The following is a 26,026-nucleotide window of genomic DNA, read 5'->3' as shown; positions in this document are numbered from 1 at the left end:
ATATGTGAGCGAGCGTTGGGGATTTTGGCGGGATATGTGAGCGAGGGTTGGTTCCGGCAAACGCTCGCTCACTTATGCCGGCGTTTGAACAAACGCTCGCTCACCTCTCGCGTTGGCTCCGAGGATGAATCCGTTGGCTTCGCGGTGGAGATCGGACGCTGGAGGGCAGATTCGGCGTTCCCGCGTCCTTGACCGTGGATAGGGTGGCGGACATGGAACAGACACTGAAAGTTGTACGGCATTGGGGCGCCCCCGCGGCGGCCGTCATTTTCTTCACGCTGTGGTGCGTGGGCGAGGCGGGAAGGATGGGGCCGTGGCCGGGGCTGAACTATTGGCCCGGCACCTGGATGCTCGTTTTGATGACCTTGGCTATAGCTACAGCGGTGTGGAATCCTTATGTGTCACTCGGGCTGACCGCCATACTTTTGCTCGGTCAATTGATCCATTTCATCCGTGCGCCTTGGCCCAATCATTGGGCAATCTACATCGGTTCGTACATTGCGTTGGCGTTCATTCTGTGGACCGGATCCCGCAGGCAGCGGTCGATCGCAGGAGTAGCCAACCTCGTGTTCACAGCCGTCATAACCTTTTTGATGTTGTCGTGGCGCTACGGGCAGGGCGTTGGCTGGTTCAGGCCACTGTATTCGGGAGACCGGGGCGCCCTGAGTTACTACGGCTGGCAGCTCTTCTCTACCCTGATCTTGATCGCCGCCGGCTGTGCGGCCGTCGGGATCGCCTTGCGCCTTTACGAAGAACGCGGAAGTCTCTTCAACGCCCGGAACCTCGTCCAGGCGAACCTCAAGGAGACCGAGGTCGAGCTGGTCGTGGAGCAGGAGCGCACGCGGATCGCCCGGGACCTCCACGACGTCTTGGCGCACTCGCTCGCAGTGATCGCCGCGCAAGCTGACGGCACCCGGTATCTCAGCCAGGACCAGCCCAAGGCCGTGCTCGACGCCTTGGAGAACATAGCGGTATCCGCCCGCCATGCTCTTGTGGACGCCCAACGGGTCATTGAGGGAGTGCGCGACGACGGTCTGGTGGCCCCGCAGCCCCGGCTCACCGACGTCGGGCCTCTCGTGGAGCGGATGCATCAGGGGAGCCTCAAGGTCCAGCAGAGCGAAACCGGAATTCCGGTGGACCTTGGCGCGGGCCAGCAACTCGCGGTATTCCGGATTGTGCAGGAATGCCTCACGAACGCCCTCAAGCACGGCGGACGCGGCACAGCAGTGCGCCTTCATTTTGACTGGAGCGGCCCGGGGCTGACCATGCACGTCGCTTCGGAATTGCCGGCGTCCGTTTCGACTGGGGGGACGGACGACGACGATGCCGCCGAACGTGTGGGGCGCGGGATCCCCGGAATGCGCGAGCGTGCGCACCTCGCCGGCGGCTGGCTCAGTTCCGGGCCTGACGGCGAGCAGTTCCGTGTGACGGTCTTCATCCCTTATGGCTCTCGCCCGGCGGCGCTCCTTCCGGAAAACGGAGCGGACGAGGATGTTTCGTCCGGCACGGAACCGGAGCAGGAGCCGTCGTTCGCCCTCCAGGCTGCCTCGCCGTCGTCGGGCCCTGAGTGGGAAAGCGTCGGACGTGGCTGAAATACCCATCACGGTTGCTTTGGTGGACGACCAACCACTATTCCGTTCCGGTATCCGCATGCTGGTGCAGAGCCAATCGGACATGGACATGGCCTGGGAGGCCGACGACGGCGAGCAAGCCGTAGCCCTCGCGGCCAAGCAGCGGCCGGACGTCATGCTGATGGACCTTCGGATGCCCGTGCTGGACGGAGTCGAGGCCACGCGGCGCATCACGGAGGAGGCCGATGCAGCCGGCGTGGACAAGCCAAAGATCATCGCGCTGACCACGTTCAACAGGGACCAAGCCGTGGTTGACGCCGTACAGGCGGGTGCGAGCGGCTACCTGCTCAAGAGTGCCGAGCCGGAATTCCTGTTGGCGGCTATCCGGACCGTCTATTCGGGATACTCGGTGATCGCGCCTGGTTCGGTTCACGAGCTCTTCCAGCACGCCGCGAGGACAGTGCCGGTCGCCGGGCCGGACCTCACCGTGATGGACGAGCTGTCTCCACGCGAGCGGGATGTGTTCCTGCTGGCGGCCAAAGGCTTGGGGAACGCCGAGATGGCGCAGAGCCTGTTTGTCTCCGAGGCCACCGTGAAATCCCACCTGCGCAGTGTCCTCAGCAAGCTCGGGCTGCGCACCAGGCTTCAGCTCGTGGCGTTCGCCTACGAACGCAGGCTCCTCGGGTAGGCACCCGGGAACGGTCAGGCCCCGGGCCCCAGGATGCAAAGGCGGCGGCCGCCCGGAAGGAGCGGTCGCCGTCGTGCAACTGCAGAGTGCTGCAGAGTCAGGGTGCGCTACATGGCGCGGCCCTTCGACTCCTCTCTTACATCGCGTCCAAGCCACACGCCAAGGGCAACCATGACAACACCGAGAACCAGGTGCAGCCAGTCGTCCGCGGCGTTCATGGGCACGAAGTCAGCGCTCATGTTCGACAAAGTGATGAGGCCGTAGATCCACAGGACGAGGTAGATTGCGCCGCCACCGATGAGGTAACCACGCGCCATCCTTCCAGTCCTCGCGAAGTACAGGCCTGCCGCGCCGAATAGCAGGTGGACAATGTTATGCAGGATGGATACTTGGAAAACTCCAAGAAGCATGGCGCCCGAGTCATGTCCTGCGAAGGTCATGGCGCCGTAATTGCTGGTGATGCCCGGGATAAATCCCAGGACGCCAACAGCCAGGAAAACCCAGCCCAAACCGAGTGCTGTGTTGTGGAGCGTCAGCCCCATTGCGTGGTGCTGCGCGGGGTGTGAAGCAGTAGTCATAGCTCCTCCCGATCACGATACTAATCCGGCCCTTCAAATGGAGGGCCGCATCGCGGCAAGGAGTCGGAACCCTGCCGACGTGGATATCTTACTCCCGAAAACCCCGGAAATAGAGGGCAAAGGTCGGGACAAGCGCAGCTAGCATGGTTCTGTGATGCCCAATTCTGCGACGCTTTATCCTGCGATGGCAGGGCAACCGTGAGTGAGCCATCGGCTCCCGGAGTCCGCGGAGCGATTTTCGGGGACACCAGGGACATCACGCCGTTCCGGAACGGACATGTCCGCACATCCGTAGGTGGATTGGCTGAGGGCTTGAGCGGAGCGATTTGGGGCGTCCTGAAAGGAAAGGCCGCAGGTCGGATCGACGTGGCCGGGGAAGTTCCGAGGCTCAAACGGCTGGCCGGCAAGACCGCCAAATCGGTCTACGACGCGGTCTTCACGAGCACGGAACCGAACCGCCTCCTCACCCTGGCGCGCAGCTACCCCGGCTGGGCTGGCCTCTGCTATGTGATGGCCGGGCTGCTTGTGTACCAACACGGCGGTTATCTCCGGGCGTCCGAGCTTCTGCAGCGGGGCTTGTCCATACGGATCGACGACGCCGCCAGCCAGTTCTCCTCAAGCTACCTCCGCAGGGTGGTCACGCGGATCGAGGTAGCGGAACGGATTGACGTTCCGGTCCTGTTCAGCGAGGAATCCGTGTTCCTTGCGCTCTCGCATTGCTTCCGGGAGACGGGCCAGACGGCCGAGGCCCTGGACATCCTGGCCAGCTTGCCGCCGTCGTTGCCCTCTGCTTTGGCCCGCTGCACCGCAGCGGCGGCGCTCGACCGGCACGCCGACGTCGTCGCCTGGACCGAGGGGCTCCGCAACACGGACGACCTCTCGGCGGCGCTGCTGCTGATACGTGCGCAGTCCCTCAGGGTATTGGGGGAGCGGGAGGCGGCACAGGCTGCTCTCGTGGAGGTGCTTCGGAGGAAGAAGACAAGCCTCGCCTTGCGCAATGACGCGCTCACGGACCGGGCCTTGTCGAAGCTTGAGGTCAGGCGGCGGCCCAACCCGCGGCTTCCCGTTCCAAGGGTGGTTGTGCGTCGGAAACAAGGCAAACCGGAAGAGGCCGAACTGGACGCCGTCGATGGGATCCGCAAGGACATCGAGGTGCGCCGAATGTGGAACAAGGACTTCGGCGAACCGGACGACTAAGGCCGGCCCCGCGTCACCCGAGCAGCGGAAGTAGCTGTTCGCCCAACAGAACAGCCCCAAGCCCCATCATGATGATGCCGCTGCTGAGGGTGACCACACGTGCGGCGGAAGGCCGGGACTGAAGCAGCTTTCGTGAAGTCAGTGCCACTGCTGTGTAAATGGCTCCCGCCAACAACACGAACGTGAGGCCCAGCACGCCTGACTGTACCGCCACCGGCAAGGACGCCTCGGGGCTCACGAATTGCGGCACCAGCGCGAGGAAGAACAGCAGCCCTTTGGGGTTGATGCCGCTTGTGCCCATGCCTTGCAGGAAGGTGCGCAACTGGTTTCGGGACTGCCCGACGGCGTCATCCGCACCGAAGCTTGCGCCGCGCCACGAGCGCACGGTGCTCACGCCGAGCCAGAGCAAATAGGCTGCGCCCGCGATCGTCAGCCAGCCAAGAAGCCCCGGAACCCCCGTCAGGAGGGCCGCGAGTCCGGCCACCAGGAGGGCCGTGTGCAGCACGTAGCCGCTGCACAGGCCGGCCACGGCGGGGAGGAAGCTGCGCTGCCGCAGGCCTGCGGCAATCGAATACGCCCAATCGACGCCCGGGGTGCACGCCAGGGTGACGGCGACAATGACGAAGGCGAGGAAAAGGTGCGGATTCATGGTGGCTCCTGGCTGGTGGTTACACCATGAACTTTATGGAAAATCGGCCCATAAGTGTTCCCATCTTTAGCCAGACTTGCCGGAATTTAGGTAAGATATTTGCGTGATCGATGGAATAGATAGAACTATTTTGCGCCACCTCAAAGAGGATGGCCGAATGACTGCCACCGCGCTCGCAGCCAAGGTGGGATTGACGGTGGCTCCGTGCCACCGAAGGCTGCGGGATCTTGAGGCGTCGGGCGTGATCCGGGGGTACAGGGCAGACATCGATCCCGGTGCGATTGGCTTGGGTTTCGAAGCGATAGTCTTCGTGACCCTGCGTCAGGCTGACCGCGCCACGATGTCGGAGTTCGAAGACCGTGTCGCGGCCATTCCGAACATCGTCGAAGCCCAGCGGCTCTTCGGCTCGCCGGACTACCTCCTGCGCGTGATCGCAGCCGATCTTCCGGCCTACCAGCGCTTCTACGACGACCAGCTCTCGGCACTTCCCGCCGTCGAGCGCCTCAATTCGACGTTGGTGATGAAGAACTTGAAGTCGAACGCAGGACCGCCGGTCTGAGTTCGGTTAAATGTCGTAGCCTCCTGGCAGAGTGTTTCCATGGAAGCGATCGGATACTTCGACAAGCGGCAGGGCCTTGCGTCCCGCGGGCCTTTCGGAGTGTCCCGTCATGCCGGTCTTCCGCATCTTGCCGGGGTTCCGGGCGCGGTTCCGGGCGGGCTGGCGTTGCTGGATCCTCCCGGCCGGGGCGGCCGGCAGGCCGTGTTGGATGGGGCCGTGGCGGCGCTGAGGTCGCTGGCGGACAAAGCGGCCGACGACGTCGGAGTCACCGGTTTCGAGGAGGCTGTCGCGTTCGCGTCCGGGGTGGAGGAACTTTCCCGGACCCTGGATTATCTCCAACTGGCCGCCGCTGCCGGGCTGGACGCGGTCCGGAACGATGACCCCGCGAGCCCGCCGGGCTGGACCACCGGCTGGGCAGCCGACGCCCAGGCGGCCGCCGACGCGCGGGCGGGCTCCGTCACGGACACGGGTTCCGGCACGGACACGGGTTCCGGCACGGACACGGGTTCCGGGACGGGGGAGGCGGGGAGCGCGCGGGGCGGGGAGTTCAGGTCCACGGCCGAGCACCTGCGGTCGTTGCTGCGGATCAGTGCCGCCGACGCCAGGCGCCGGCTCGCCCTGGCCCGGGAGCTGTTGCCGGGCCGGAGCCTCACCGGGCAAACGGTTCCTGCCCGGCACGGGGAAACCGCCGCGGCGGTGGCGTCCGGGGTGATCGGCTCCGGTGCGGCCGGGATCATCACGATGGCCGTGGCGAAGGTGCGTCCGCTGAGCAGCCCGGAGAAGGCCGCGGAAATGGAACACGCCCTGGCCCGGACCGCGGCGGAAAACGACCAGGACTTCCTGGCCAGGGTGGCCCGGCGCTGGGTCGAGGCGATCGACCAGGACGGCCCGGAACCGTCCGAAGAATCCCTCCGCCACCACCAAGGAGCGTTCCTGCGCCGTCCCAAGCACGGCCTCGCGCACGTGGAAATCTTCGCCACCGCCGAACAATACGAACAGCTGCTCACGGTCATGAACACCGCCGCCAACCCCCGCACCCGCACACCCCAAGGCACCGAACCCCAGAGCACAGCACCCCAAGGCACAGTTCCCGCCTGCACGGTACCCGCCTGGACGGAACCATCCGGCGGTTTCTTCGCCGGTTTCTTCGCCGATTCCTGCGGCGGGGCGCCGGAGAATGCCGGGCCGCTGGACCGGCGTTCGAGGGCGCAGAAGCTCCTGGACGGGTTGGTCGGCGCCTGCCGGCTCGCCCTGGCCGCGGGGTCGCTGCCCGCCGCGGGCGGCCACCGCCCGCAGATCCTGGCCACCATCGACCACCGCGACCTCTTCCCCCAAGCAAGCCGGCAGGGCCGCGCCACCGGGTCCTTCAGCGGCACCGGGTCCTTCACGTTCACCGGGCCCGTCCCGGCCGGGACGTTGCGGAAGGTCGCCTGCGACGCGGACATCATCCCCGTGGTCCTGGGCGGCGAAGGCCAGGTCCTGGACATCGGACGGGCCTCACGGGTCTTCCCGCCGCATATCCGCAACGCGATCACGGCCCGGGACAAGGGCTGCGCTTTTCCCGGATGCACCATGCCGGCCCCGTGGTGCGAGGCCCATCACATCGAGTACTGGTCCCGGGGCGGAGTCACGAGCACCGCGAACGGGACCTTGCTCTGCGGCCATCACCACCATCTGATCCACAAGGAAGACTGGCACATCCAGGTCCGCAACGGCATCCCCTGGTTCATCCCGCCACCCCACACCGACCCGCAGCGAAACCCCGAAGAAACCACTCCTTCCAAATATGAGCTCACGCACCCAGCAGTCCCGTCGTGCGGTATGGAATCACCTCGCGCAGGAACATGCTGGTGGACGTGCGCACGATTCCGGGGCACAGCCTGATCTCTTCGGAGACCCGGTATAGATCGTCGGGGCTCGTGGCGACCACGCGGATGATGAGGTCGGTGTCCCCTGCTGGCGCATGGCATTCAAGCACTTCCGGGATGTCGCGGAGGGCAGCGATCGCCTCGTTCAGCCGGCTCTGATCCAACTCTGCACTCACCGCCGCCGCAACGCCGCGGCCCAGCGCCGAGGGCAGCACCCGGCTGCTGTTCGGACGCAAAGCGCCCGACGCCGACATGCGCTCAAGGCGCGACTGGACGGTCCCGCGCGCCAAGCCCAAGCGCTGGGCGAGGACCATGATCGGCACCCGGGGGTCGTCGTCGAGCGCGGCAAGAATCCGCTTGTCCGTTGAATCCAGTTCCTGCATCGCTGCCGCTTTCTGCCTGGTTGCCGGGAGTTCGGTTGGTCAGAATGTCCAGCCGAAGCTATTCTCCCGCACCCGCCGAACCAACTCCGGCAAAGTGATCATCTCCTGTCCATCTATTGTCAAGAAAATGGTCAGATTGACCAGTAGTGATTGAGTCCGTTGCGCCAGTTGTAATGTTCCTGTTCAAATAGTGGCAACGAAGGGGAAGGCTACCGCCGGACCCCACAGGCTACGGATCCTCCGGTACACCACCCGGCCACCCGAAACACCGTCCCGCAAAGACGCAGCCGCTGATTGACTCTTGTTCACGCATCGTCTTTCCGCACCCCGCTGGCCCAGCGCTGGCACCACCATAAGAGCCCCTGAGCCACCGAACGCGTTGCGGTAGCTGAGGGGCTCTTGTGCTGCCCGGGTTGTGCTCTCAAAGAGGCTGAATCAACACCGCGATAAAGTCGTATTCATCTTGGGAGGCGGCGGTCCATTCGACCTCCACCAGATCGCCTGCATTGAGGGACCTGTATCCGCCTGATTGCTCGATGACCGAGAAATGTCCGAAGCATTTCTTCCCGTCGGGAAGAATAAGTTCACCCCAGCCTTCTTCGGCCTTCCAAAAGGAAGCCGTCGCCTTCATTCGAGGTGAGCTCAACGGGTGTCCTCCCTTTGGCAACTAACGGTACGCAATTCTCCCAGTCTCCCGCACCCTCGCCGGAATCCTGCAGGCATGCCCGGCGACGCATAGTCTTGTGCCATGACTTCCACTGGCCGCTTCGCCCCGAGCCCCTCCGGCGAGCTCCACGTGGGCAATCTGCGCACTGCCATGCTCGCGTGGCTCTTCGCGCGTTCCACGGGCCGGAGCTTCCTGCTGCGCGTCGAAGACCTCGACCGCGCGCGGGCCGGCGCCGAGGAAGTCCAGCTCCGGGAACTTGAAGCTGTCGGCGTGACATGGGACGGCGCCGTCGTTCGCCAGACGGACCGGGCCGGGCTGTACAACGACGCGATCGAGCAGCTCGCTGACGCCGGACTAACGTATGAGTGCTTCTGCACGCGGCGCGAAATCCAGGATGCGCCGTCCGCCCCGCACGCGCCGCAAGGCGCCTACCCTGGCACGTGTAGGAACCTTTCGACGGCGGAGCTCGAGATCCGCCGGGCCTCCCGCCCGGCCGCCATCCGGCTCCGCTCCGAAACGCATGAATGGACGGTGGAAGACAAGCTGCACGGATCCTACACAGGCGTCGTGGACGACTTTGTGCTCCGGCGGAATGACGGCGTCACTGCCTACAATCTGGCCGTGGTGGTGGATGACGCGGAGCAAGGCGTGGACCAAGTGGTCCGCGGGGACGACCTCCTGTCCTCCACACCCCGCCAGGCCTATTTGGCCTCCTTGTTGGGCGTACCCGTTCCGGAATATGCCCACGTCCCCCTGGTACTGAATCGCGACGGCGCCCGGCTGGCCAAGCGCGACGGTGCGGTGACGCTCGGCGAGCTCGCCGCCGTCGGGCTGCCTGCCGGGGAGGTGCGGGACGTGATCCTGGAATCCCTCGGCTTGCCGGGAGGGCCCCTTGGTGAGGCCTTGGGTAGATTTGATCCGGCCCGATTGCCACGCGGGCCATGGATATGGACTGGCATTCAGCAATCGACCCTCCGGAAAGGGGCCTAAGTGCTCGCCTATGTGCTGACCCGCTACGGCGGTGCCGACGCAATGGAGCTGCAGGACGTCCCCAGGCCGATTGCCGGTCCGGGCGAGGTCCTGGTCAGGGTGTTTGCCGCCGGGCTCAACCCCGTGGACTACAAACAGCGCGAAGGTGCAGTCCGGGTGATCACCAGGCCCAGGCTGCCTTTGGTGGCCGGAAGCGAACTGGCCGGGATCGTGGAAGCTGTGGGACCCGGCGTCACCCGCTTTTCCACAGGAGACCGGGTGTTTGCGCGCGTGGACAAGACCCTGCTGGGAGCCTTTGCCGAGCACGCTGCAGTCCACGAGGATCTTGTGGCGCTCATGCCCCGGTCGCTCAGCTACACGGAGGCCGCGAGCCTTCCCTTGGCCGGCCTCACCGCGTTGCAGGCCTTGCGCGACGAGCTCAAGGTCAAGCCCGGGACCAAGCTGTTCATCTCCGGAGGCGCGGGCGGAGTCGGAACCCTTGCCATCCAGCTGGCCAAATACTTTGGTGCCGAGGTGACCACCACTGCGTCCCCGCGCGGAGAAGCGTTGGTGCGGCGGCTCGGGGCGGACGCCGTCGTCGACTACACGAAGGAAAACCTGGGCGAAGTGCTCAGTGGCTTCGACGCTGCGCTGGACCTCGTGGGTGGCGAGACGCTGGGCCAGACGCTCAAGATCCTCAAGCCGGGCGCGAAAGTGGTCAGCATCGCCGGGATGCCCGAACCGCAGACGGCATTGAAGGACCTTGCGGCCCCGGCCTGGATGACCGTGTTGTTCTGGGCGGTCAGCCTCGGAATCCGGAGGCGTGCCCGTGAGGCCAACGTCCGGTACCGCTACCTTTTCATGCACCCCAGCGGCGAGGACCTGAAGTTCTTGGCACGCCTTGTATCCGAGGGGAAACTGCAACCCGTGGTGGACAGCAGCTATCCGCTCGAAAAGATCGCCGATGCTTTCGCCACCCTGGAGCAGGGACGCGCCAAGGGCAAGATCGTGGTGACCATGGACACTCGCGGCTAGGCCCACTCTGCCGGGTCCCTGGCCGAACGTAGCGAGGTTAGGGGGCAGAAGGGATTAGGCTGTCCGGGTGGATGCACAGACGATTGCCCCTGGATTCGAACCGGTAGCCGAACTCTTTGGCCGTTTCCTCAACGAGGACCCGGAATATTCAGCCCAGCTCGCGGCCTACCACCGCGGCGTCAAGGTGTTGGACATCAGCGGCGGCCCGCACCGCCGACCGGATTCCGTCACCGGTGTCTTCTCATGCTCGAAGGGAGTAGCCGGGCTGGTCATCGCGCTGCTGGTCCAGGACGGCTTCCTGGACCTCGACGCCGAGGTGGTCAAGTACTGGCCGGAATTCGGCGCCGAAGGAAAGGCCGCGATTACCGTGGCCCAGCTGCTCTCCCACCAGGCCGGACTTCTGGGAGTCGAAGGCGGACTCGCCCTCGCGGAATACAACAACTCGGAGCTGGCCGCCGCCAAACTCGCTCAAATGCGGCCGCTGTGGAAGCCCGGGACAGCCTTCGGGTACCACGCCCTGACCATCGGTGTCTTCATGGAGGAGCTCTGCCGCAGGATCACAGGGTCCACCCTCCAGGAAATCTACGAACAGCGGATCCGCTCAGTCACCGGCGCCCATTTCTTCCTGGGACTTCCGGAGTCCGAGGAGCGCCGCTACGCCACCCTTCGTTGGGCCACAGACCCCTCCCAGCCGTGGATTGATCCCGCCAGCCACCTTGGCCTTTCGGTAAACTCATCGGTCGGGGAGATCCTCGACCTGCCCAACATCCGCGAGGTCCGCGCAGCCGGCCTGAGTTCCGCCGCCGGGGTCGCCAGCGCCGAAGGCATGGCCCGCGTTTACGCTGCGGCACTCACGGGACTGGCCGCCGACGGCGACCGACCCGCCGTCGCGCCCCTCCTCAGCGAGGGGACCATCCAGGCCGTCTCGGCCGAGCAGGTCTTCGGCGTCGACCGCGTTTTCGGCGAGACCAGCTGCTTTGGCACCGTGTTCATGAAATCGCATGCCCGCTCGCCGTACGGCAGCTACCGGGCGTTCGGGCACGACGGCGCCAGCGCCTCTTTGGGGTTCGCCGACCCTGTGTACGAACTCGCCTTCGGATACGTGCCGCAGCAGGCCGAGCCAGGGGGAGCCGGATGCCGCAACCTCGAACTGAGCGCCGCCGTGCGGAAAGCGGTCACCGAACTGGCTCAGTAGGATGAAGCATGACCGAACCGAGATTCACCGTTGAAACAGCCATGGTCCTTGCCGAAGTGGCGCACAATCGCCAGAAGGACAAGCTGAAGCGGCCCTATCGCGAGCACGTGCTCGCAGTAGGGGATGCGCTCGCCGATTTCGATGACGACATCCGGATCGCAGGCTACCTGCACGACATCGCCAAGGACACGCCCATTACCAAGCAGGCGTTGCTCGACATGGGTGTTTCAGAGCGTGCCGTGGCCATCATCGAACGCGTAACGCGCCGTTTCCAGGACGACTCTGACAACGACGAAGCCGTCATGCTGCACATCGCGCAGGACCATGACGCCACCCTCGTCAAGATCGCATGCAACGCCCACAACTCCGTGCCGGAGCGGGTGCGGGCGCTCGCCGAGAAATGGCCGGACAAGGCGCCCACCACGCGCTACGCAGACGCCCGGCAAGTGCTCTACAAGGCGGTCCCACGGGGCGAAATCCACTTGGTCCTGCAGCGCATCAACCCGGATCTGCTCTCCGAGATGGACCGGCTGGCGGACTAGCAGTTCGGCCCGGCAGGTCCCGCCGGCCTACGGTTTGGCCGGGTCATCCAGACCCGGGTTGGTGGCGGCAGCAGCCTTCCGGGTAATGGATGCCGTGACTTCCGCCAGGACCCGCTGGTGGATCTCGGCGGTGAGCTCGTGGATCGCACGGGTCAGGTCGGTGTTCTCCTCGAGCAGGTGCTCCTGGGCGTTGTAGTCATGGTCCGCCTTCACCTGCTGGAAGGCCGCTTGGCGGTTCTGTCCGATCATGACGAAGGTCGAGAGGAAGATCGCTTCGAGCGAGACGATCAGCGTCAACGTCGGCCACGGACTCTGCTCGAACACGAGCATCCACACAGCGAAGAGCAATATATGCAGGTAGACGAAGTTCATCGATCCGGCGAAGGCCGTGATTGCATCCGCTACTCGAAGCTGAATGCTTGCCGCCCGGCGCTCGGCCTCTGCCAGGACCGATGGGTGAAGCTTTTCCCGCTCGCTTTGAGAGAGCAATCGTGTGGGTCTCAGATAGGAGCGCGGATGCGGAAGAGCGCCTTTGGTGGGTGTCGATTGCTTTCCGGCCTGCTGTGCCATACGTTCAATCCCTTGGGTCGCGGCGAGCCCATCTCGCCTCTGAGAGCGAGCCTAGCGTTGCCATGCGCGCGAACCTAGGATCCAACGCTCGTGCAAGATGAGCCGAGTCGGGGCAGGGCAGGGTAGTGCCGGGGCAAGGGGTGCCCTGTCCCGGCGCCCGCGTGGTGGAAGGCGGTTCGTGCTTATACGCGGGATGATCTTCCACGAAGGAAGTGGAAGATCAGGACGATCACGGCAATAACCAAGAGCAGGTGAATGAACCCGCCGCCGATGTTGCCGATAAAGCCGAGAAGCCAGAGGACCGCGATAATGATGGCTATCCAAAGCAACATAAGAGTCTCCCTTTTGTGTACAAATGGAACTGCTGATTCTGCGCCCCACAGCTCTGCGACCTGCGCAGATACCGCGTGGTGCCCTCACCTTATGTCAGGATCGGGTCCCTGTTAACGGGTAAGCAATAAGCGATAGCAGGGTTCCGGTTTGGGAGCCCGAAGCAGGGAAAACTACCCGCTCATCAACCTTCGCCGATGCTTGAGCTCCTTGACCCAGTCCCTCGTCTGCACCGGCCCGAATGGCAAGGTGCCGGCATCGAGCTCTGCGATGAGCGGCCCCGAAGCCTTGAGTGCGAGTTCCAGAACCCCCTCCGCCGCGCGCTCGGTCAGCCCGAGCTTCCCGGCCCAGGCAAGGAAGTGCTTCCGGGAGATTCCGCTCTTCTTGCCGCCGATTCCCAGCGCGAGGGTCTTGTCCCCGTAGACCACTGTGGAGGGGATGTCGTAAACCGGCGCGATGGTGTACTCGCCCTGCGGCGACTGCACCCCTGCCTGCGACTGCACCATCGACACGTTCTTCGCGTGGAGGTCGCCGTTGCCGCTGAGCCAGGCGAACGCGAGCTGGATAGCCAGGTTCCGCAAGGCCGGAAGGGGCGCGGAACAGTGGGCCGCCAACGCCGCGCAAACCTCGCCGAACGGAACGCTGTACTTGTCCGCGGGATAGAGTCCCAGCACTTGGGCCCCGTCCTCGACGGCGAGACGTACCGCGGCGCCGTCGGCTCCGGTGAGGCGATCGAAACGCTCCACGAGAAGCCCGGCCCGCCCACCGACGTCGTGCACCAATTGCACGCTGCTCACCGGGATCCGCAGCTTGCGCGCATAACGGAACATGAGGAACTCGTTTTCCACGACAAACGGGAACTCCGGCGCATTGAGTTTGAGGATGAAGCGCTTGCCCGCTTGCGCCACCGGGAGTGAGATCATCCCGGCCGACAACTTGTCCTGCACACCCGCCAGAGCCACGGGATCGATCAGTCCCGAATCGCCCAGCAGCGCATCGAAGTCGAGCGGCAGCTTCGAATCGAGGACGACGGCGGAGCCTCCCTCCGTGGGCGGCTCACCGTGGGGGACGGTCTGGACATCTCCCACCGCATCGCCGCCCGCGCCCATGAGGAGCGCGAGCTCGTCGTCGGCGCTGGCCTTGACCGCGCGGCGCAGGGAATTCAGGCGGCGGCCTTCCGGGAGGAGGCCCGTGAAGTAGGGCGGAACCGCGCCGCTCGGTGTGAACACTGCTTCTTTCGTCAGCGGGAGCGTCGTGGCGACAGCCGGCCCGCCCGAGTCGAGGTACCGCGGCAAGTAGCTGAACTTGGTGCCGCCTTCATGCCGCTCGATGCGCGCGGCCAGGACGCCCTGCTTGTAGACGTCGGCGATGCGGTGGAAGGTCATGACAGCTTGGATTGCTTGCCCGCGGCTTGCACCGTGAGCTCAAGGCCTAGCGTGCCGAGGACCGCGAGGAGTGGTTCCAATTGGACGGTGGTCTTCCCCTGCTCCACAAAGCGGATGAATCGTTCCGAGACTCCTGCGAGGTCCGCGAGGTCGGACTGGCTCAGGCTGAGGGAACCGCGGCGGGCACGGACCGTGGTGCCCAGGGACTCGGTGAATTCCTTGGGGGACATGTCCATCCTTCAGGGTCTTTTGCGGGCATGCGCGTTGTGCGTCTCCGGCACGTTCGTGCCGGTTTCACCATTTTCCGCCTACCTGGGAGGTGAATCAAGGGTTCGCCGCCGGGAATCGGCACGTTCGTGCCGGTCTCTTTCTAAGCGGCCGGGTGTGCCCTCAGCTTTTCGAGCGCCGCTTCCCGACGTGCGGCGCGTGGCGGTGCGATTCAGCTCCAGGGGATCGCGCCCGCCCATGCGCGACAATGCATGGCGCAATGGATACATGGACATGGTTCAGGGTACCGCCGGGAGGCCCCCTGGGTCCCGGGTCCTGGTGAGGGCTCCCGGGTTCCTTTTGGCCCACAACAGCAGCCCGATGTAGGTCAGGTCGAAAATGCTGCACAGGCCGCCAACGCCCAGGATGAACAGTGAATTCTCAAGCACCCCGAAGGTGATGGTGGGCGCCAGGGTCCCGATCCATTTCGCCACTGCGATCACCATGGATTGGCCCCGCACGCCGCGCCGGGCCGCGAACATGGCGATGAAAAGCCCGGACATCAGGAGGTTCTGCAGGAAAGCCGCGTACCGGGAGGCCGGATCCCAATCGAACTCGGCGATGAAAAGCCACTGCACGGCGAACGACGCCAGGCCCAGCAGAACCGCCCATCCGATGAACAGAGGCCGTGTGACAAATCCGGGAAGCTCCCGCCGGCCAAACGCGAAGAATGTGTACACAATCGCGATGTCGGCCAATGCCCAGGCAATGTTGATGACGCCCTGCACGGAGAGTCTCGTGCTGAGCGAATGCACGGAGTAGATGACCTCCCACGCGAAGTTCAGACCCAGTGCCGCTGCCGGGATGGCGTACGTCCTGTCGCGGAACCCGATCCGGATCGCGCAAATGTAGACCGTCGTCCAGGCGACGCCGCTCAGGATGGTCAGAAACAGGTTCACGGTTCCTCCTTCTTCCAACGCGGGGTCACTTAGCGCCCATCCGGGGCCCCGACATGGGCCGTAAGTGACCCCGCCTTGCTCTAAACCCGGCCCAGTGCGTCGATGTCCTCGAGGAAGTCTTGGTGGACTTCGTCGCTGACGGTGGTGCGGGTGTCGGCGATGGCGTCGAGGTAGTCCTGGGTGACCGGCCCCTTGCGGGCGTTCGACGCCGGTGCGGCGCCTTCGGTAGGTGACGCGCCGGGAGCGCCGGCTGTGTAGACGGCCTTTTCCAACGCGCGCTGGGAGGCGCTGCGTGCCGCGTACTCAATGTCCGCGGGGGAGAAACCCTCCGTCCGTGACACCAGCAGCGCCACGTCCACGGAGTCCACCACGCTGGCGGGGATGAAGCGCTGCCACATGGCCTCGCGGGCGTGGACGTCGGGCAGGCCGATGGGGATGACGTAGTCGAAGCGGCCGTGGCGCAGGAAGGCAGTGTCCAGGGCGCGGATGAAGTTCGTCGCGCACACCAGCAGGCGGCCGGGCTGTTCGCGGAAGGCCGGGATGATCTTGAGGAGCTCGTTGGTGACGCCCTGCAGCGGGGACGGCGGCTCGCCGGAGCGCTGGGACGCGATCTCCTCGACCTCGTCGATGAAGACGACCGCGTGCTCCAGTTCGGCGATTTCCAGGAACGTCTCGCGCAGCGCCCCGGCCAGTCCCTTGGGATCGGAGGCCAGACGGGAGGGGAAGACCTCCACGAAGGGCCACTCGAGCCGGGACGCTATGGCCTTGGCGAACGTGGTCTTGCCGGTCCCGGGCGGGCCGAAGAGCACGACGGCGCGCGGCGGCACCACACCGTATTGATCGGCGAGGTCGGCTTCGGCCAGGGGCAGGACCAGGCGGCGTTCAAGGAGTTCCTTTTCGCGGCGCATGCCGGCGACGTTTTCCCAGAGGTCCCGGGCCAGGATGCGGCCGCCGAGTTGGCTCAACGGTTCGAGTTCCTGGCGCTGGACCGGGATGGTCCGTTCAAAATAGTGCAGGTTTTGCTTGAGTAGGAAGCCGCGGCCCAGGAACGCCTCGACACGGGTTTCGGACTCGGGCATGAGTGCCGAGAGCTTGTTGAGCCCGTGCGGGGTCATCCGGTTCTCGACGGCGGCCAGCAGCGAGGTGCCGATCCCGCGGCCGCGGAACTCGGGCAGCGTGGCCAGGAAAACGATCCAGCCCTGGTCATGGGCCGCACGTCCGACGGCGGCACCCACCACCTGCTCTCCCTGCACTGCCACCACGGCGTGGTCCTTCTCGCACGACGCGAGGACCTCGGAGAGTGCATAGACAGGGTCCACGTTGTCCGCTTTGAGCGACTCCCACAGGTGCAGGATGCCGTCCATGTCAGACGAGTGGAAGTCCCTGATGCGCCAATTGCTCATGCCCTGCTCCTTGGTGGATCGCCATCGATTGCCTGGTGTTGAGCATAGGCGAACCGGTGGTGGAGAGGGGTTGCGCGGGCGTTGCGTTACGTGGCTGGATGGAACTCTTTGCGCTGGCGGCCGAGTCCTTCTATTTCAATCTCTACAATGTCCCCGGTCTGGATATACGGGAAGCGGCCGGACAATGCCACGCCTTCGGGCGTACCCGTAATAATGACGTCTCCGGGCTCCAGCACCATGTGCTGGCTCAAGTGGTGGACAAGCGTGGCGGGATCGAAAATCAGGTCCGCGGTGGAGGAGTCTTGGCGAGCCTCGCCATTCACCCAGGTGCGTAGCCGTAGTGCGCTTGCATCTATCTCGTCGGCGGGAACCAGCCACGGCCCTAGTGGAGTGGATTGCGGGAGGGTCTTGCCTTTGGTCCATTGCCCGGCAGCGCCGGGGAGCTGCAGATCACGCTCGGACAGGTCGTTGGCCAGAACGTAGCCTGCGATGCACGCTGCAGCCTCGTCTAGGTCTGCCAAATAGGTGGCTTCCCGTCCGACGACAATTCCGAGTTCCACTTCCCAGTCGTATTTTTCCGACGAAGGCGGAATGGGGGCGGCGTCGAATGGTCCCGCGACGGTGTTGGAAGGCTTGAGGAAGACGACGGGCACTTCCGGCGGTGTGGCTCCAGACTCCGCCGCGTGCGCGGCATAGTTCAGCCCGATCCCGACGACGGTGCCTGGCCGGGCAATCGGGGCGCCGACTCGCAGTCCTTCGGTGTGAACGGCGGGCAACCTTCCGGCGTCGAGCGCATCCTGCGTGGCGGCGATACCGCCGCCGGCGAGGAACGCGCCGTCGATGTCGGCAGTCAGCGGGCGCAGGTCGAAGAACTTTTCCAGGCCTTCGGAATCTGTGGCGATGACCACCGGCTGCTCGTGGCCGGCCGGTCCTAAACGGGCAAATTTCACGTGCATTCTCTCCTTTGAGCTGCGGGGTGTCCTTCATCCATAGTGCCACCGGCCTTCAAATCGGCCTGGTCACATTTCGCGGGAATCAGGTGACGAAGCGCCGCACAGCTTCAGGCACCCAACCAACTCGCATTTGTTGTCGTTATCAGGCCCCAAAACGACAACAAATGCGAGTCAGTTGGGCAATAACGCCAAGGGGACTAGATCTTGTCCTCTGAGCCGGCAACCGGCAGGTTGGCGATCACGGGGGAGCTGCCGGTGAAGCCGTCCCGGGCTGCGGCAATCTCGTGGATTTGCTTGCGGCACAGGTACCAACCAACCACAATGAGCGCACAGGCGATGGCCGTGACCAGCATGGTGAGCGGAGAGTCGATGAACACCATCACCAGCACACCCACGAGGAACAGCAACGAAAGATAGCCGGTGTACGGGGCGCCGAACATCCGGAAGGACGGACGCTTCAGCCAGCCTTTGTCCGCCCAGCGCTTGAGCTGAATCTGGCACAGGACGATCGTGGCCCACGTGACGATGATGCCCACGGAGGCGACGTTGAGGACGATCTCGAACGCGTCGGACGGTACGAGGTAGTTCAGCGGGACACCGAGCAGGGAGACGCCGGCCGTGATCGCGATCCCGCCGTAGGGGACGCCGGCTTTGTTCATGCGCTGGGCGAACTTTGGAGCGGAACCCGCAACGGACATGGAGCGCAGGATGCGGCCCGTCGAGTACAGGCCGGCATTCAGGGAAGACAGGGCAGCGGTGAGGACCACAAGGTTCATGATCACGTCCACGCCCTGCACGCCGATGTGGCCGAAGAAGGTCACGAACGGGCTGACACCCTTGACGTACGAGGTGTACGGCAGCAGCAGCGCCAAGAGGATAACGGAACCGACGTAGAAGACGGCGATGCGGAAGACCACGGAGTTGATGGCCTTGGGCATGATCTTCTCGGGGTTCTCCGTCTCACCAGCTGCGGTACCCACGAGTTCAATCGAGGCGTAGGCGAACAGCACACCCTGCATGAGGATGATCATGGGCAGGATCCCGTTGGGGAAGATCCCGCCATGGTCTGTGAGGAGGCTGAAGCCGACTTCCTGGCCCGGTACCGGCGTGCCGAAGATGACGAAGAAGGTGCCGACCAACAGGAAAGCAACCAGCGCGGCCACCTTGATGAGCGCGAAGTAGAACTCCATTTCGCCGAAGACCTTGACCGAGACCAGATTCAGGCAAAGCACCACCAGAAGCGCGATCAGTGCCCAGGCCCACTGCGGAACGACGCCGATCCAAGGGACATATTTGCCGAAGAAGTTCATGTAGAGGGCCGCCGCGGTGGTGTCCACGATGGTGGTGGTTGCCCAGTTGATCCAGTAGAACCAGCCGGAGACAAACGCGGCCTTCTCGCCGTAGAACTCGCGGGCGTAGGAGACGAAGGAGCCCGACGACGGTCGGTGCAGCACGAGTTCGCCGAGCGCGCGCAGGATCAGGAAGGCAAAGAAGCCGCAGACTGCGTAAGCGATGACGAGGGAAGGGCCCGCCGCATTGAGGCGGCCTCCGGCACCCAGGAACAGGCCGGTGCCGATGGCACCGCCGATGGCGATCATCTGGATCTGACGCGGCTTCAGGCTCTTGTGATAGCCCGAGTCCTCGGCGTGGAGGAGCTTTTCAGTGGAGTGCGCCTGTGATGGGACCGTGTGGTCCGTGATGGGTGCATTGGTCATGGGAATCCTTAGGGGGTGTCCTGTTGGGGGTCCGGATCTCGCCGTCCGGCCGGTCTGTCCGTGCGTTCAGGCCCGACGGCGGCACGTGACTGCCGCCGTCGTCGAACGTTCTGCCCTGCTCAGCCTAGTTGCTGAGGTTGGCCAGGCGTTCGGGGCGGAGGAGCTCATCGAGCTGCTCCGAGGTCAGCAAGCCGTGTTCGAGAACGAGCTCGGCGACGCCCTTGCCGCTTGCCAGCGCTTCTTGGGCGATGGCGGTGGCGGAGGCGTAGCCGATGTGCGGATTGAGTGCCGTGACGAGTCCGATCGACTGCTCTACCGTGAGGCGCAGGCGTTCGGTATTCGCGGTGATGCCCCGGATGCAGCGCGACGTGAGTGTGCGGCACGCGGCTTCCAGGTGGGAGATGCTCTTGTGGAGGCTGTGGACGATAATCGGCTCGAAGGCGTTCAGCTGGAGCTGTCCCGCTTCGGCTGCCATGGTGACCGTGACATCGTTGCCGATGACTTCATAGGCCACTTGGCTGACCACTTCCGGGATCACCGGATTGATCTTGCCTGGCATGATGGACGATCCCGACTGCACAGCCGGGAGGTTGATCTCGCCCAGTCCCGCACGCGGTCCGGAGGACAGCAAGCGGAGGTCGTTGCAAATCTTGGAAAGCTTGACGGCGACGCGCTTGAGCACGCCGGAGAGGTGGACGAACGCTCCCACGTCCTGGGTGGCCTCGATGAGGTCGACCGATGTGACGAGCGGCAGGCCCGTGATCTCGGCCAGGTGCCGGCAGGCTGCGGCGGCGTACCCGACGGGGGCATTCAGGCCGGTTCCGATGGCGGTGGCGCCGAGGTTGATCTCGTGGATGAGCAGCTGGGACTCGGCCAGTCGAGCGCGGTCCTCGCCCACGGTCACGGCGTAGCCGCCGAATTCCTGGCCGAGGGTCATAGGGACGGCGTCCTGCAACTGCGTGCGGCCCATCTTGACCACGGCGCGGAATTCCTGGCCTTTCTCCGCGAAGGCGACCTGGAGTTCCTGAAGAGCCGCAAGAAGTCCCTGGACCGAGAAAATGGTGGCCAGGTTGACGGCGGTCGGGTAGACGTCGTTGGTGGACTGGCTCAAGTTGACGTGGTCGTTCGGGTGCAGCCTGGCGTAATCGCCCTTGGGGTGGCCGAGGATTTCAAGGGCGCGGTTGGCAATGACCTCGTTGGCGTTCATGTTGGAGCTGGTGCCGGCACCGCCTTGGATCACGTCCACCATGAACTGCTCGTGGAGCTTGCCGTCCAGGATGTCCTGGCACGCCTGCTCGATGGCGTCCGCCCGCTCGTCATCCAGGAGGCCGAGCTCGCGGTTGGTGCGGGCCGCGGCGAGCTTGACAGCGGCGAGGCCCTTGACGAGGTTGGCGTTGCTGGCCAAAGGGTGGCCGGTGATGGGGAAGTTCTCGATGGCGCGCAGCGTGTGCACGCCCCAATAGGCATCGGCAGGGACGTCGCGGTCACCGAGCAGATCGTGTTCCGAGCGGAACCCTGGAATTGTCATGGAGTGCACGGCAGATGTCATTGCTGTCCTTTGGTCTTTGCGCTTGTTTGGCTGCGTCAGTTGGATGCGAGGAAGTTTGCGGCACGGAGTACGCCGACAGGGTGGCCGCCGCCCAACACTGGTGGGCTGGCAAGGGCGGCGAGCTGGCCGCCGTCGAGCCCTAGTTCCTCAAGGACCCGGACGGTGACGGGCATTCGTGCGCGGTCGCCGCCGTCGGAAATCTTGATTGCGACCCCGGTGCCGTTCCGCAGGCCGATGAGCTGGAGTCCTTCGAAGCCGTCCTTGGCGAGCAACCCGGGAACCGTACGCATGATCGCTGTGACGTCGCGACCCTCGCCGGCCACCATCTCGGGGAAGGCGCGCATGGCATGGGCTACCTGGCCTTCTGCCTCCGCGCTGTCCGCAGCCGCCATACGGCCGTAGGCCCTGGCCATCCCGCGCAGGCTGTGGGCAAAGAGCGGGGTGCCGCAACCGTCTGTGCTGATGGCCGCTGCGTCTTCGCCCGTGAGTTCGGTGATGGTGTCCTTGACGAGCACCTGGAGGGGATGCCCGGGATGAAGGTAGCCCTGGACAGGCCAACCGTTGATGACGCACGTTGCGGCCATGGAAGCGTGCTTCCCGGAACAGTTCTGTGCGAGCTGGGTGGGCTTGCCGCCCGCGCGGAGCCATTCCTCGCGCTCGGCGGTGCCGTAAGGGAGGTCGGTGCTGTTTTCCAGGGCACTTTTGTCCAGGCCGTGCATTTCGAGGATGCGTGCGGCACCGTCGAGGTGCATCGCGGCGCCGGAGTGGCTTGCCGCGGTGAGGGCGAGGAGGTTCCCGGGAAGCTTGAGTCCAGCGCGGACCATGGCGACCGCTTGCAGCGGCTTGAGGGAGGACCGCGGGTAGAACGCGGCGTCGGGCTCGCCCGCTTCGAGGAGCGTTTCGCCGTCCGGCCCGACGGCGATCAGGGAGCCGTAGTGGATGCTCTCCACCAGGCCGTCTCGGGTCTGCTCCGCCAAGGGAACGTGGCGTGGGGTGGTTGCCGCAGGGGTGGGTGCGGGCATGGCGGTGTGCGTTGCATGCGGGGTGGGCATGACTTCCTTCAGTTGGTGGATCATTTGCTGAGGATGGTGTCCAACGCAACGCTGACGGCGCTGAGATGGTCGGCCATGGCGGCTTCGGCGGCGGGAGCGTCGCCGGATTCGATGGCCTCGACGATGCGGAGGTGTTCATCGTCTGAAGCATGCTGGCGGTCGGCCACCATGTTCAAGGTTTCGGATTGATGGGCCAGGGCTTCGCGGATGTCTGCGACAACGCTTTCGAAAACCTTGTTGCCGCTTGCGCGGGCGATGGCAGAATGGAAACTGGCGTCGAGGCTGACCCAGGTCTCAGGGTCGGTCTCGGCGGCCATTGAACCGACGATTTCCTTCAGGTGTTCGAGTTCTTCCTGGCTGCGGCGTTTCGCCGCCAGGCCGGCTGCCGGGACTTCGATATGCGGGCGTGCCTCGTTGAGGTCGCGTGCCGAGTATTGACCGAGCGTGAGGTCATTGGCTACCCGGTCCGCGACGACGAACGTACCCTTGCCGGTCTTGGTGACCGTCAGTCCGAGCGCAGTGCAGGAGCGGAGTGCCTCACGGATCACCGAGCGGCTTACCCCATAGTGTGCTGCCAGAGTGGCTTCGGAGCTGAGTTTGGCCCCCACTTCCACGGTTCCGTCTTCAATGTCGTGGCGGATGGCGCTGAACACGGCTTCCGCAGCACTGAAGCGGGCGAGGGGCCGGGGGCTTGATAGCCTGGCCGCTTGGGCCGGCCGGGGGACGGCGCCGCTTGTGGCGGTGCGCTGGCCAGCCGCAGCTTTCTGGCTGACGGCTGGCTGTCCAGTGGCGGCCTGTCCGGCTGTCCGGCTGTCTGACAGGTTCACCCTACGAATATGGCACGGGTCACAGGGCGGTGTCAATGTTGGGAGCATAATTACTCCCATGGCCAACCATCGGCGCGGGGGAGGGGATTCAACGACGCAGGTAACACCGCCCATCACGGTGGAGGTGCCGGTGGTCGGTATCGGGGCGGGGCCTTCGGACTATGAAGAGTTGGCGCGCTACGTGTTTGCCCTGCGCAGGCCGCAGGGATTGCACATGACGCTGTTGCACTTGGGTGCCCTGGATGACTTCTGCTGGGACGTGGCCGGTTGGACCAAAGGCAACACCAGCACGGAGTCAGCCTTGCTCAAGACTGTTGCGTGGCTTGAGGCTCTGCCGGTGCTGGACGGCTTCTCCGGGACCGCCGGCAGGCTCATTGTCCTCGGCAGCGGCGGAGTGTGCGGGCTGGAAATAGAGGTGCCCGCCTCGGTGCGTGACTTTCAGGTCTCCCTCGTGCACGCCCTTCACGGGCTACTGGATGAACTGCTTGTCGACAATATCGACGACTTCATCCTCAGCTCCCCTGCCCTTGGGTTCCGTTCGCCTCGCTGGGTACCCCATGTGGCAGTGGGCAAGCCATTGCACAGGGGCCGCGGGCCTTGGGAGATTGGCCGGGTGGGAGTTGAGTTCGGCGAATCCCGGATCAGGAACCGCCAAACCTTCCCTCAGTTGCCATAGTGGTACCTGCAAGCGGCGATTAGCACTTCGACGCCATCGTCAGTTTCGACGGACGTGTATCCGGAATTCCTATCCGTTGCTTCTGAGCCGGATCGTCCGGGCATGGTGGATGGCGGCCAAGGCAACCGCGCTGGCCGTGAGCCTGAGGGCGTGGACCCTGTACCAGCGCTTCAACAGGGGCCTGCGGCGCGTCTCTTCGAGCGGATAGGGGCTGAAGAAAAGCTTGGGGTTGACGGACCGAAGCAGGTACGCCGTAGCTGCGGCTCCCGTTGCGGAGCTGGCCGCACCCACCATCAGCCAAGCCTTGTTGTCGGAATGCTTCCAGCCGGCGACGAGGGCAGCGACGGCGGCAGGGGCACTGAGGGGCGCGATCGGCGCGTAGTAGCGCCCGGGGCTTCCAGAGCCAAACGGGGTTCGAGGGAGATCGCTGCTCGGTGCCGAGGCCGCGACCCGGTCCGGGATTTTGACGACGGCCTCATAGAGGTTGCCGAAGAACCAGTGTGCGTGCGTGAATTCCGCGACACCCAAGAGCCAATCAGCGAGCACATCCCGGCGGTCTGAAGAAGTCTGTCCCATGCCCACAATCTACCGCCGATGCTCGGTGCCGGACATGTGGTTCGCCTTCCACGTCAGCCGCCCGGCCTATATGGTCAGCACCATGGTCCGAGCACAGAAGGGCCAAACGACGTGAGCGATGGAGGGGAGCAGCCCTTGGTCAAGATCCGCATGATTTTGCCCGCGAATGTCCGACATCGTTCCGGGGGAAACATCTACAACGCGAGGCTGGCTGAAGCCCTCCGCGCCCAGGGCGCAGAGGTCTCGATCTGCACGCTCGACGGCGGCTGGCCTTCGGGAACTGCCGGAGACCGAAGCCGCTTTGCCGCCGCCCTTGCCGGAGAGGGACAGGCTATCTACATTGTCGACGGACTGATTGCCTCGGGAGCTCCCACGGAAATCGAGACCGCAATCACTGCCGGGCGTCGTGTCTGGGTGTTGCTCCACGTGCCCCCGTCCGCGGATGACCCACTTGGGACGAGGGCGCTACGCGCCGCGACAGGTCTTCTCTGCACTGGCTCGCGTACCGCCGAAGCGGCCAGAAGCCTTGGGTTGGGCGACGTGCACCTGGCGACCCCGGGGGTAGATCGCCCAACACGCCCAGGTCCGCGAGGCGCTGCGGCGGCAGCGCACTTCATCATGGTGGGCGCACTGCTCCCCAATAAGGACCAGATTTTTTTCGTCGACGCTCTGGCCCGGATCAAGGACCTGGCGTGGACAGCGGCGCTTGTTGGCTCCACCAAAGCAGACCCCTCGTACGCCGCGGCAGTGCAGGAGCGCATCCTTCGGAATGGACTGGAAAAACGGGTGAAAACAACAGGCGAGCTCTCCGGCCCGGCCCTGGAAGACCAGTGGAACCGGGCTGACCTTAGTCTGTTGATCTCACACTCGGAGTCCTTCGGCATGGTGGTCCAAGAGTCCCTGGCCCACGGCATACCGGTAGTGGTCCGAAAAGGAACCGGCGCCGTCGAAGCGCTCGGTGCCCACGGTGCCGGTGAAGCGATCGATCTCAGCGCAGGAATCGGATCGTTGGAGAAGTTCCTGCGGAGATGGCTCAGCGACGCTGCCCTACGCGAGGGCTGGCAGTCAGCAGCCGAGGCAGCGAGCAGTGTGTTGCCGCGATGGGAAGACACGGCACGGGAAGTCCTCCGCGCCGTCGTGGCGTCCTAAAGGCTTCCCCGCCCTACAGGTGCTGAATGCCCGCCCTCTGCATCGCGTCCCTGTAGGTTTCGATGTTCTTGGCCAGGAGTTCCTGCTGCTTCGCCTCGGACAGGGCAAAAGCCCGGCCACCGAGTGCGCTGGCCTTGTAGACCTTGATCCCGTGCTGCCGGAGCGGCGAGTGGTAGGTCTTCTCGAAGAGTGCCAGGAAAGCGGCGGCCTCCGCGCCGTGCGCGACGACAGCGGAAACCCTCTTGTTGATCTTGAGGAACTGGCGGAACGGGCGGAGACCGTCGGTCTTCTCTTGTGCGCTCAGTGCCGGGGGCAGTTCGGGGTCGCGGACCCATGGGTAGCAGTTCCACGGCATGACATAACGGACGTCCAAGTCGGCTGAGTCATAGATCAGCTGCGCACGTCGGGCGGCGTCGTCGTCATTGAGGTGCGATACGAAACCTGAGGTGGGGGCCCGCCCCGGGCTGGTCTGGAGGGTGACGATCCGGCACTCATCTTCGTCATGCACCGGATCGATGTAAGGCACGGAAGAACCAGGCCTTTTGGCCATCAGTTCGTCGCACAGCTGCGTTACGGCAGCAATGTTGGGCTCCTGTAGCAAGGCCCTTTTTTCGTCCCAGTCAATGGTCACGTTCTCTCCTTCGGCAGCGCGGCGTCCAGAATCGGCGTCCCTTGCCACTTTACGCCGTCGCTTTGCGCGTCGCTCACGCTCCTGCTGAGCCGAGGGACAAAACTGCCCGACGCCGGTCGGCGCGGCGAGCTTCCCGCCCGGCC

The 26,026-nt window shown here is 64.7% G+C and carries 28 protein-coding genes; 11 read left to right on the top strand and 17 right to left on the bottom strand.

Features of this window, described 5'->3' with window-relative positions:
• The first annotated feature begins 212 nt into the window (after positions 1-212).
• Both OIT41_RS18875 and OIT41_RS18870 read left to right on the top strand, forming a co-directional pair.
• The gene (locus tag OIT41_RS18875) at positions 213-1,592 is read left to right on the top strand and encodes a sensor histidine kinase (RefSeq protein ID WP_264637086.1); all 1,380 of its coding nucleotides are present in this window, start codon (positions 213-215) and stop codon (positions 1,590-1,592) included.
• A gap of 58 nt (positions 1,593-1,650) precedes the next feature.
• Positions 1,651-2,259: a response regulator transcription factor gene (locus OIT41_RS18870; RefSeq protein WP_242599085.1), complete on the top strand. Its 609-nt coding sequence runs from the start codon at positions 1,651-1,653 to the stop codon at positions 2,257-2,259.
• 107 nt (positions 2,260-2,366) lie between these two features.
• Here OIT41_RS18870 and OIT41_RS18865 read toward each other — a convergent pair whose 3' ends face one another.
• Positions 2,367-2,837 (bottom strand): DUF4383 domain-containing protein, encoded by a 471-nt coding sequence (locus tag OIT41_RS18865; protein ID WP_078107278.1) that lies wholly within the window; start codon positions 2,835-2,837, stop codon positions 2,367-2,369.
• A 198-nt stretch (positions 2,838-3,035) separates the two neighbouring features.
• Between OIT41_RS18865 and OIT41_RS18860 the strand changes: the two genes are divergently transcribed.
• Positions 3,036-4,034, top strand: coding sequence for a hypothetical protein (locus OIT41_RS18860; protein ID WP_264637085.1), 999 nt, complete (start codon positions 3,036-3,038; stop codon positions 4,032-4,034).
• A gap of 13 nt (positions 4,035-4,047) precedes the next feature.
• Here OIT41_RS18860 and OIT41_RS18855 read toward each other — a convergent pair whose 3' ends face one another.
• Complete coding sequence (locus OIT41_RS18855; protein WP_264637084.1) at positions 4,048-4,683, bottom strand: LysE family translocator; 636 nt, start codon at positions 4,681-4,683, stop codon at positions 4,048-4,050.
• Between the two features lie 103 nt (positions 4,684-4,786).
• On the opposite strand from OIT41_RS18855, the gene OIT41_RS18850 reads away from it, so the two are divergent.
• Together OIT41_RS18850 and OIT41_RS18845 are read left to right on the top strand one after the other, a co-directional pair.
• Positions 4,787-5,242: an Lrp/AsnC family transcriptional regulator gene (locus OIT41_RS18850; RefSeq protein WP_078107280.1), complete on the top strand. Its 456-nt coding sequence runs from the start codon at positions 4,787-4,789 to the stop codon at positions 5,240-5,242.
• Between the two features lie 39 nt (positions 5,243-5,281).
• A complete protein-coding gene (locus OIT41_RS18845; RefSeq protein WP_264637083.1) occupies positions 5,282-7,126 on the top strand; it encodes an HNH endonuclease signature motif containing protein in 1,845 nt (614 codons plus the stop codon).
• Here the strand turns inward: OIT41_RS18845 and OIT41_RS18840 are convergent.
• Together OIT41_RS18840 and OIT41_RS18835 are read right to left on the bottom strand one after the other, a co-directional pair.
• Positions 7,035-7,493 carry an Lrp/AsnC family transcriptional regulator gene (locus OIT41_RS18840; RefSeq protein ID WP_078107285.1) on the bottom strand — a complete coding sequence of 153 codons (459 nt, stop codon included), beginning with the start codon at positions 7,491-7,493 and terminating at the stop codon, positions 7,035-7,037. The genes OIT41_RS18845 and OIT41_RS18840 overlap by 92 nt on opposite strands.
• A gap of 421 nt (positions 7,494-7,914) precedes the next feature.
• On the bottom strand, positions 7,915-8,124 hold the full coding sequence (locus OIT41_RS18835; protein WP_264637082.1) for a hypothetical protein: 210 nt from the start codon (positions 8,122-8,124) through the stop codon (positions 7,915-7,917).
• 117 nt (positions 8,125-8,241) lie between these two features.
• Here OIT41_RS18835 and gluQRS point away from each other — a divergent pair, with 117 nt between their 5' ends.
• The 4 genes from gluQRS (at position 8,242) to OIT41_RS18815 (ending at position 11,901) form a co-directional block, all read left to right on the top strand.
• On the top strand, positions 8,242-9,150 hold the full coding sequence (gluQRS, locus tag OIT41_RS18830) for a tRNA glutamyl-Q(34) synthetase GluQRS (protein ID WP_264637081.1): 909 nt from the start codon (positions 8,242-8,244) through the stop codon (positions 9,148-9,150).
• The gene (locus OIT41_RS18825; protein ID WP_264637080.1) at positions 9,151-10,164 is read left to right on the top strand and encodes an NADP-dependent oxidoreductase; all 1,014 of its coding nucleotides are present in this window, start codon (positions 9,151-9,153) and stop codon (positions 10,162-10,164) included.
• Positions 10,165-10,231: 67 nt separating this feature from the next.
• Complete coding sequence (locus OIT41_RS18820) at positions 10,232-11,359, top strand: serine hydrolase domain-containing protein (RefSeq protein ID WP_241710313.1); 1,128 nt, start codon at positions 10,232-10,234, stop codon at positions 11,357-11,359.
• Positions 11,360-11,367: 8 nt separating this feature from the next.
• Entirely contained in the window at positions 11,368-11,901 is a 534-nt protein-coding gene (locus OIT41_RS18815) for a phosphohydrolase (RefSeq protein ID WP_241710314.1), read from the top strand.
• Positions 11,902-11,928: 27 nt separating this feature from the next.
• Here OIT41_RS18815 and OIT41_RS18810 read toward each other — a convergent pair whose 3' ends face one another.
• From OIT41_RS18810 to OIT41_RS18760, 11 genes are all read right to left on the bottom strand, one after another.
• Entirely contained in the window at positions 11,929-12,471 is a 543-nt protein-coding gene (locus OIT41_RS18810; RefSeq protein WP_264637079.1) for a DUF1003 domain-containing protein, read from the bottom strand.
• A gap of 182 nt (positions 12,472-12,653) precedes the next feature.
• Complete coding sequence (locus tag OIT41_RS18805; protein ID WP_139359636.1) at positions 12,654-12,803, bottom strand: lmo0937 family membrane protein; 150 nt, start codon at positions 12,801-12,803, stop codon at positions 12,654-12,656.
• 171 nt (positions 12,804-12,974) lie between these two features.
• Positions 12,975-14,186 (bottom strand): type II toxin-antitoxin system HipA family toxin, encoded by a 1,212-nt coding sequence (locus OIT41_RS18800; protein WP_241710316.1) that lies wholly within the window; start codon positions 14,184-14,186, stop codon positions 12,975-12,977.
• Positions 14,183-14,416, bottom strand: coding sequence for a helix-turn-helix transcriptional regulator (locus tag OIT41_RS18795; RefSeq protein WP_241710317.1), 234 nt, complete (start codon positions 14,414-14,416; stop codon positions 14,183-14,185). The genes OIT41_RS18800 and OIT41_RS18795 overlap by 4 nt, the downstream gene beginning before the upstream one ends.
• 276 nt (positions 14,417-14,692) lie before the next feature.
• The gene (locus tag OIT41_RS18790) at positions 14,693-15,352 is read right to left on the bottom strand and encodes a hypothetical protein (protein ID WP_264637078.1); all 660 of its coding nucleotides are present in this window, start codon (positions 15,350-15,352) and stop codon (positions 14,693-14,695) included.
• A gap of 80 nt (positions 15,353-15,432) precedes the next feature.
• Positions 15,433-16,755: an ATP-binding protein gene (locus OIT41_RS18785; RefSeq protein ID WP_078107294.1), complete on the bottom strand. Its 1,323-nt coding sequence runs from the start codon at positions 16,753-16,755 to the stop codon at positions 15,433-15,435.
• Positions 16,756-16,841: 86 nt separating this feature from the next.
• A complete protein-coding gene (locus OIT41_RS18780; protein ID WP_264637077.1) occupies positions 16,842-17,711 on the bottom strand; it encodes a fumarylacetoacetate hydrolase family protein in 870 nt (289 codons plus the stop codon).
• A 194-nt stretch (positions 17,712-17,905) separates the two neighbouring features.
• Positions 17,906-19,423, bottom strand: coding sequence for an amino acid permease (locus OIT41_RS18775; RefSeq protein WP_241710320.1), 1,518 nt, complete (start codon positions 19,421-19,423; stop codon positions 17,906-17,908).
• Between the two features lie 124 nt (positions 19,424-19,547).
• Positions 19,548-20,972, bottom strand: coding sequence for an aspartate ammonia-lyase (gene aspA / locus OIT41_RS18770; RefSeq protein WP_264637076.1), 1,425 nt, complete (start codon positions 20,970-20,972; stop codon positions 19,548-19,550).
• Between the two features lie 35 nt (positions 20,973-21,007).
• Positions 21,008-22,024 carry an asparaginase gene (locus OIT41_RS18765; protein ID WP_264637991.1) on the bottom strand — a complete coding sequence of 339 codons (1,017 nt, stop codon included), beginning with the start codon at positions 22,022-22,024 and terminating at the stop codon, positions 21,008-21,010.
• Positions 22,025-22,044: 20 nt separating this feature from the next.
• Positions 22,045-22,851, bottom strand: a complete 807-nt coding sequence (locus OIT41_RS18760) for a FadR/GntR family transcriptional regulator (RefSeq protein ID WP_264637075.1) — start codon at positions 22,849-22,851, stop codon at positions 22,045-22,047.
• Between the two features lie 58 nt (positions 22,852-22,909).
• On the opposite strand from OIT41_RS18760, the gene OIT41_RS18755 reads away from it, so the two are divergent.
• Positions 22,910-23,527, top strand: coding sequence for a hypothetical protein (locus OIT41_RS18755; RefSeq protein ID WP_264637074.1), 618 nt, complete (start codon positions 22,910-22,912; stop codon positions 23,525-23,527).
• 69 nt (positions 23,528-23,596) lie between these two features.
• Here OIT41_RS18755 and OIT41_RS18750 read toward each other — a convergent pair whose 3' ends face one another.
• A complete protein-coding gene (locus OIT41_RS18750) occupies positions 23,597-24,103 on the bottom strand; it encodes a hypothetical protein (protein WP_241710324.1) in 507 nt (168 codons plus the stop codon).
• A gap of 111 nt (positions 24,104-24,214) precedes the next feature.
• Between OIT41_RS18750 and OIT41_RS18745 the strand changes: the two genes are divergently transcribed.
• Positions 24,215-25,252 carry a glycosyltransferase family 4 protein gene (locus tag OIT41_RS18745; RefSeq protein ID WP_264637073.1) on the top strand — a complete coding sequence of 346 codons (1,038 nt, stop codon included), beginning with the start codon at positions 24,215-24,217 and terminating at the stop codon, positions 25,250-25,252.
• Between the two features lie 13 nt (positions 25,253-25,265).
• On the opposite strand, the gene OIT41_RS18740 is transcribed toward OIT41_RS18745, so the two are convergent.
• Positions 25,266-25,883: a uracil-DNA glycosylase gene (locus OIT41_RS18740; protein WP_078107301.1), complete on the bottom strand. Its 618-nt coding sequence runs from the start codon at positions 25,881-25,883 to the stop codon at positions 25,266-25,268.
• Between the last annotated feature and the right edge of the window lie 143 nt (positions 25,884-26,026).

This window comes from Arthrobacter sp. YA7-1, from assembly GCF_025960325.1.
Taxonomy (GTDB): domain Bacteria; phylum Actinomycetota; class Actinomycetes; order Actinomycetales; family Micrococcaceae; genus Arthrobacter; species Arthrobacter bambusae_A.
Note: the sequence above shows the minus strand (reverse complement) of the source record. Positions and strands in the feature narration are given on the sequence as shown.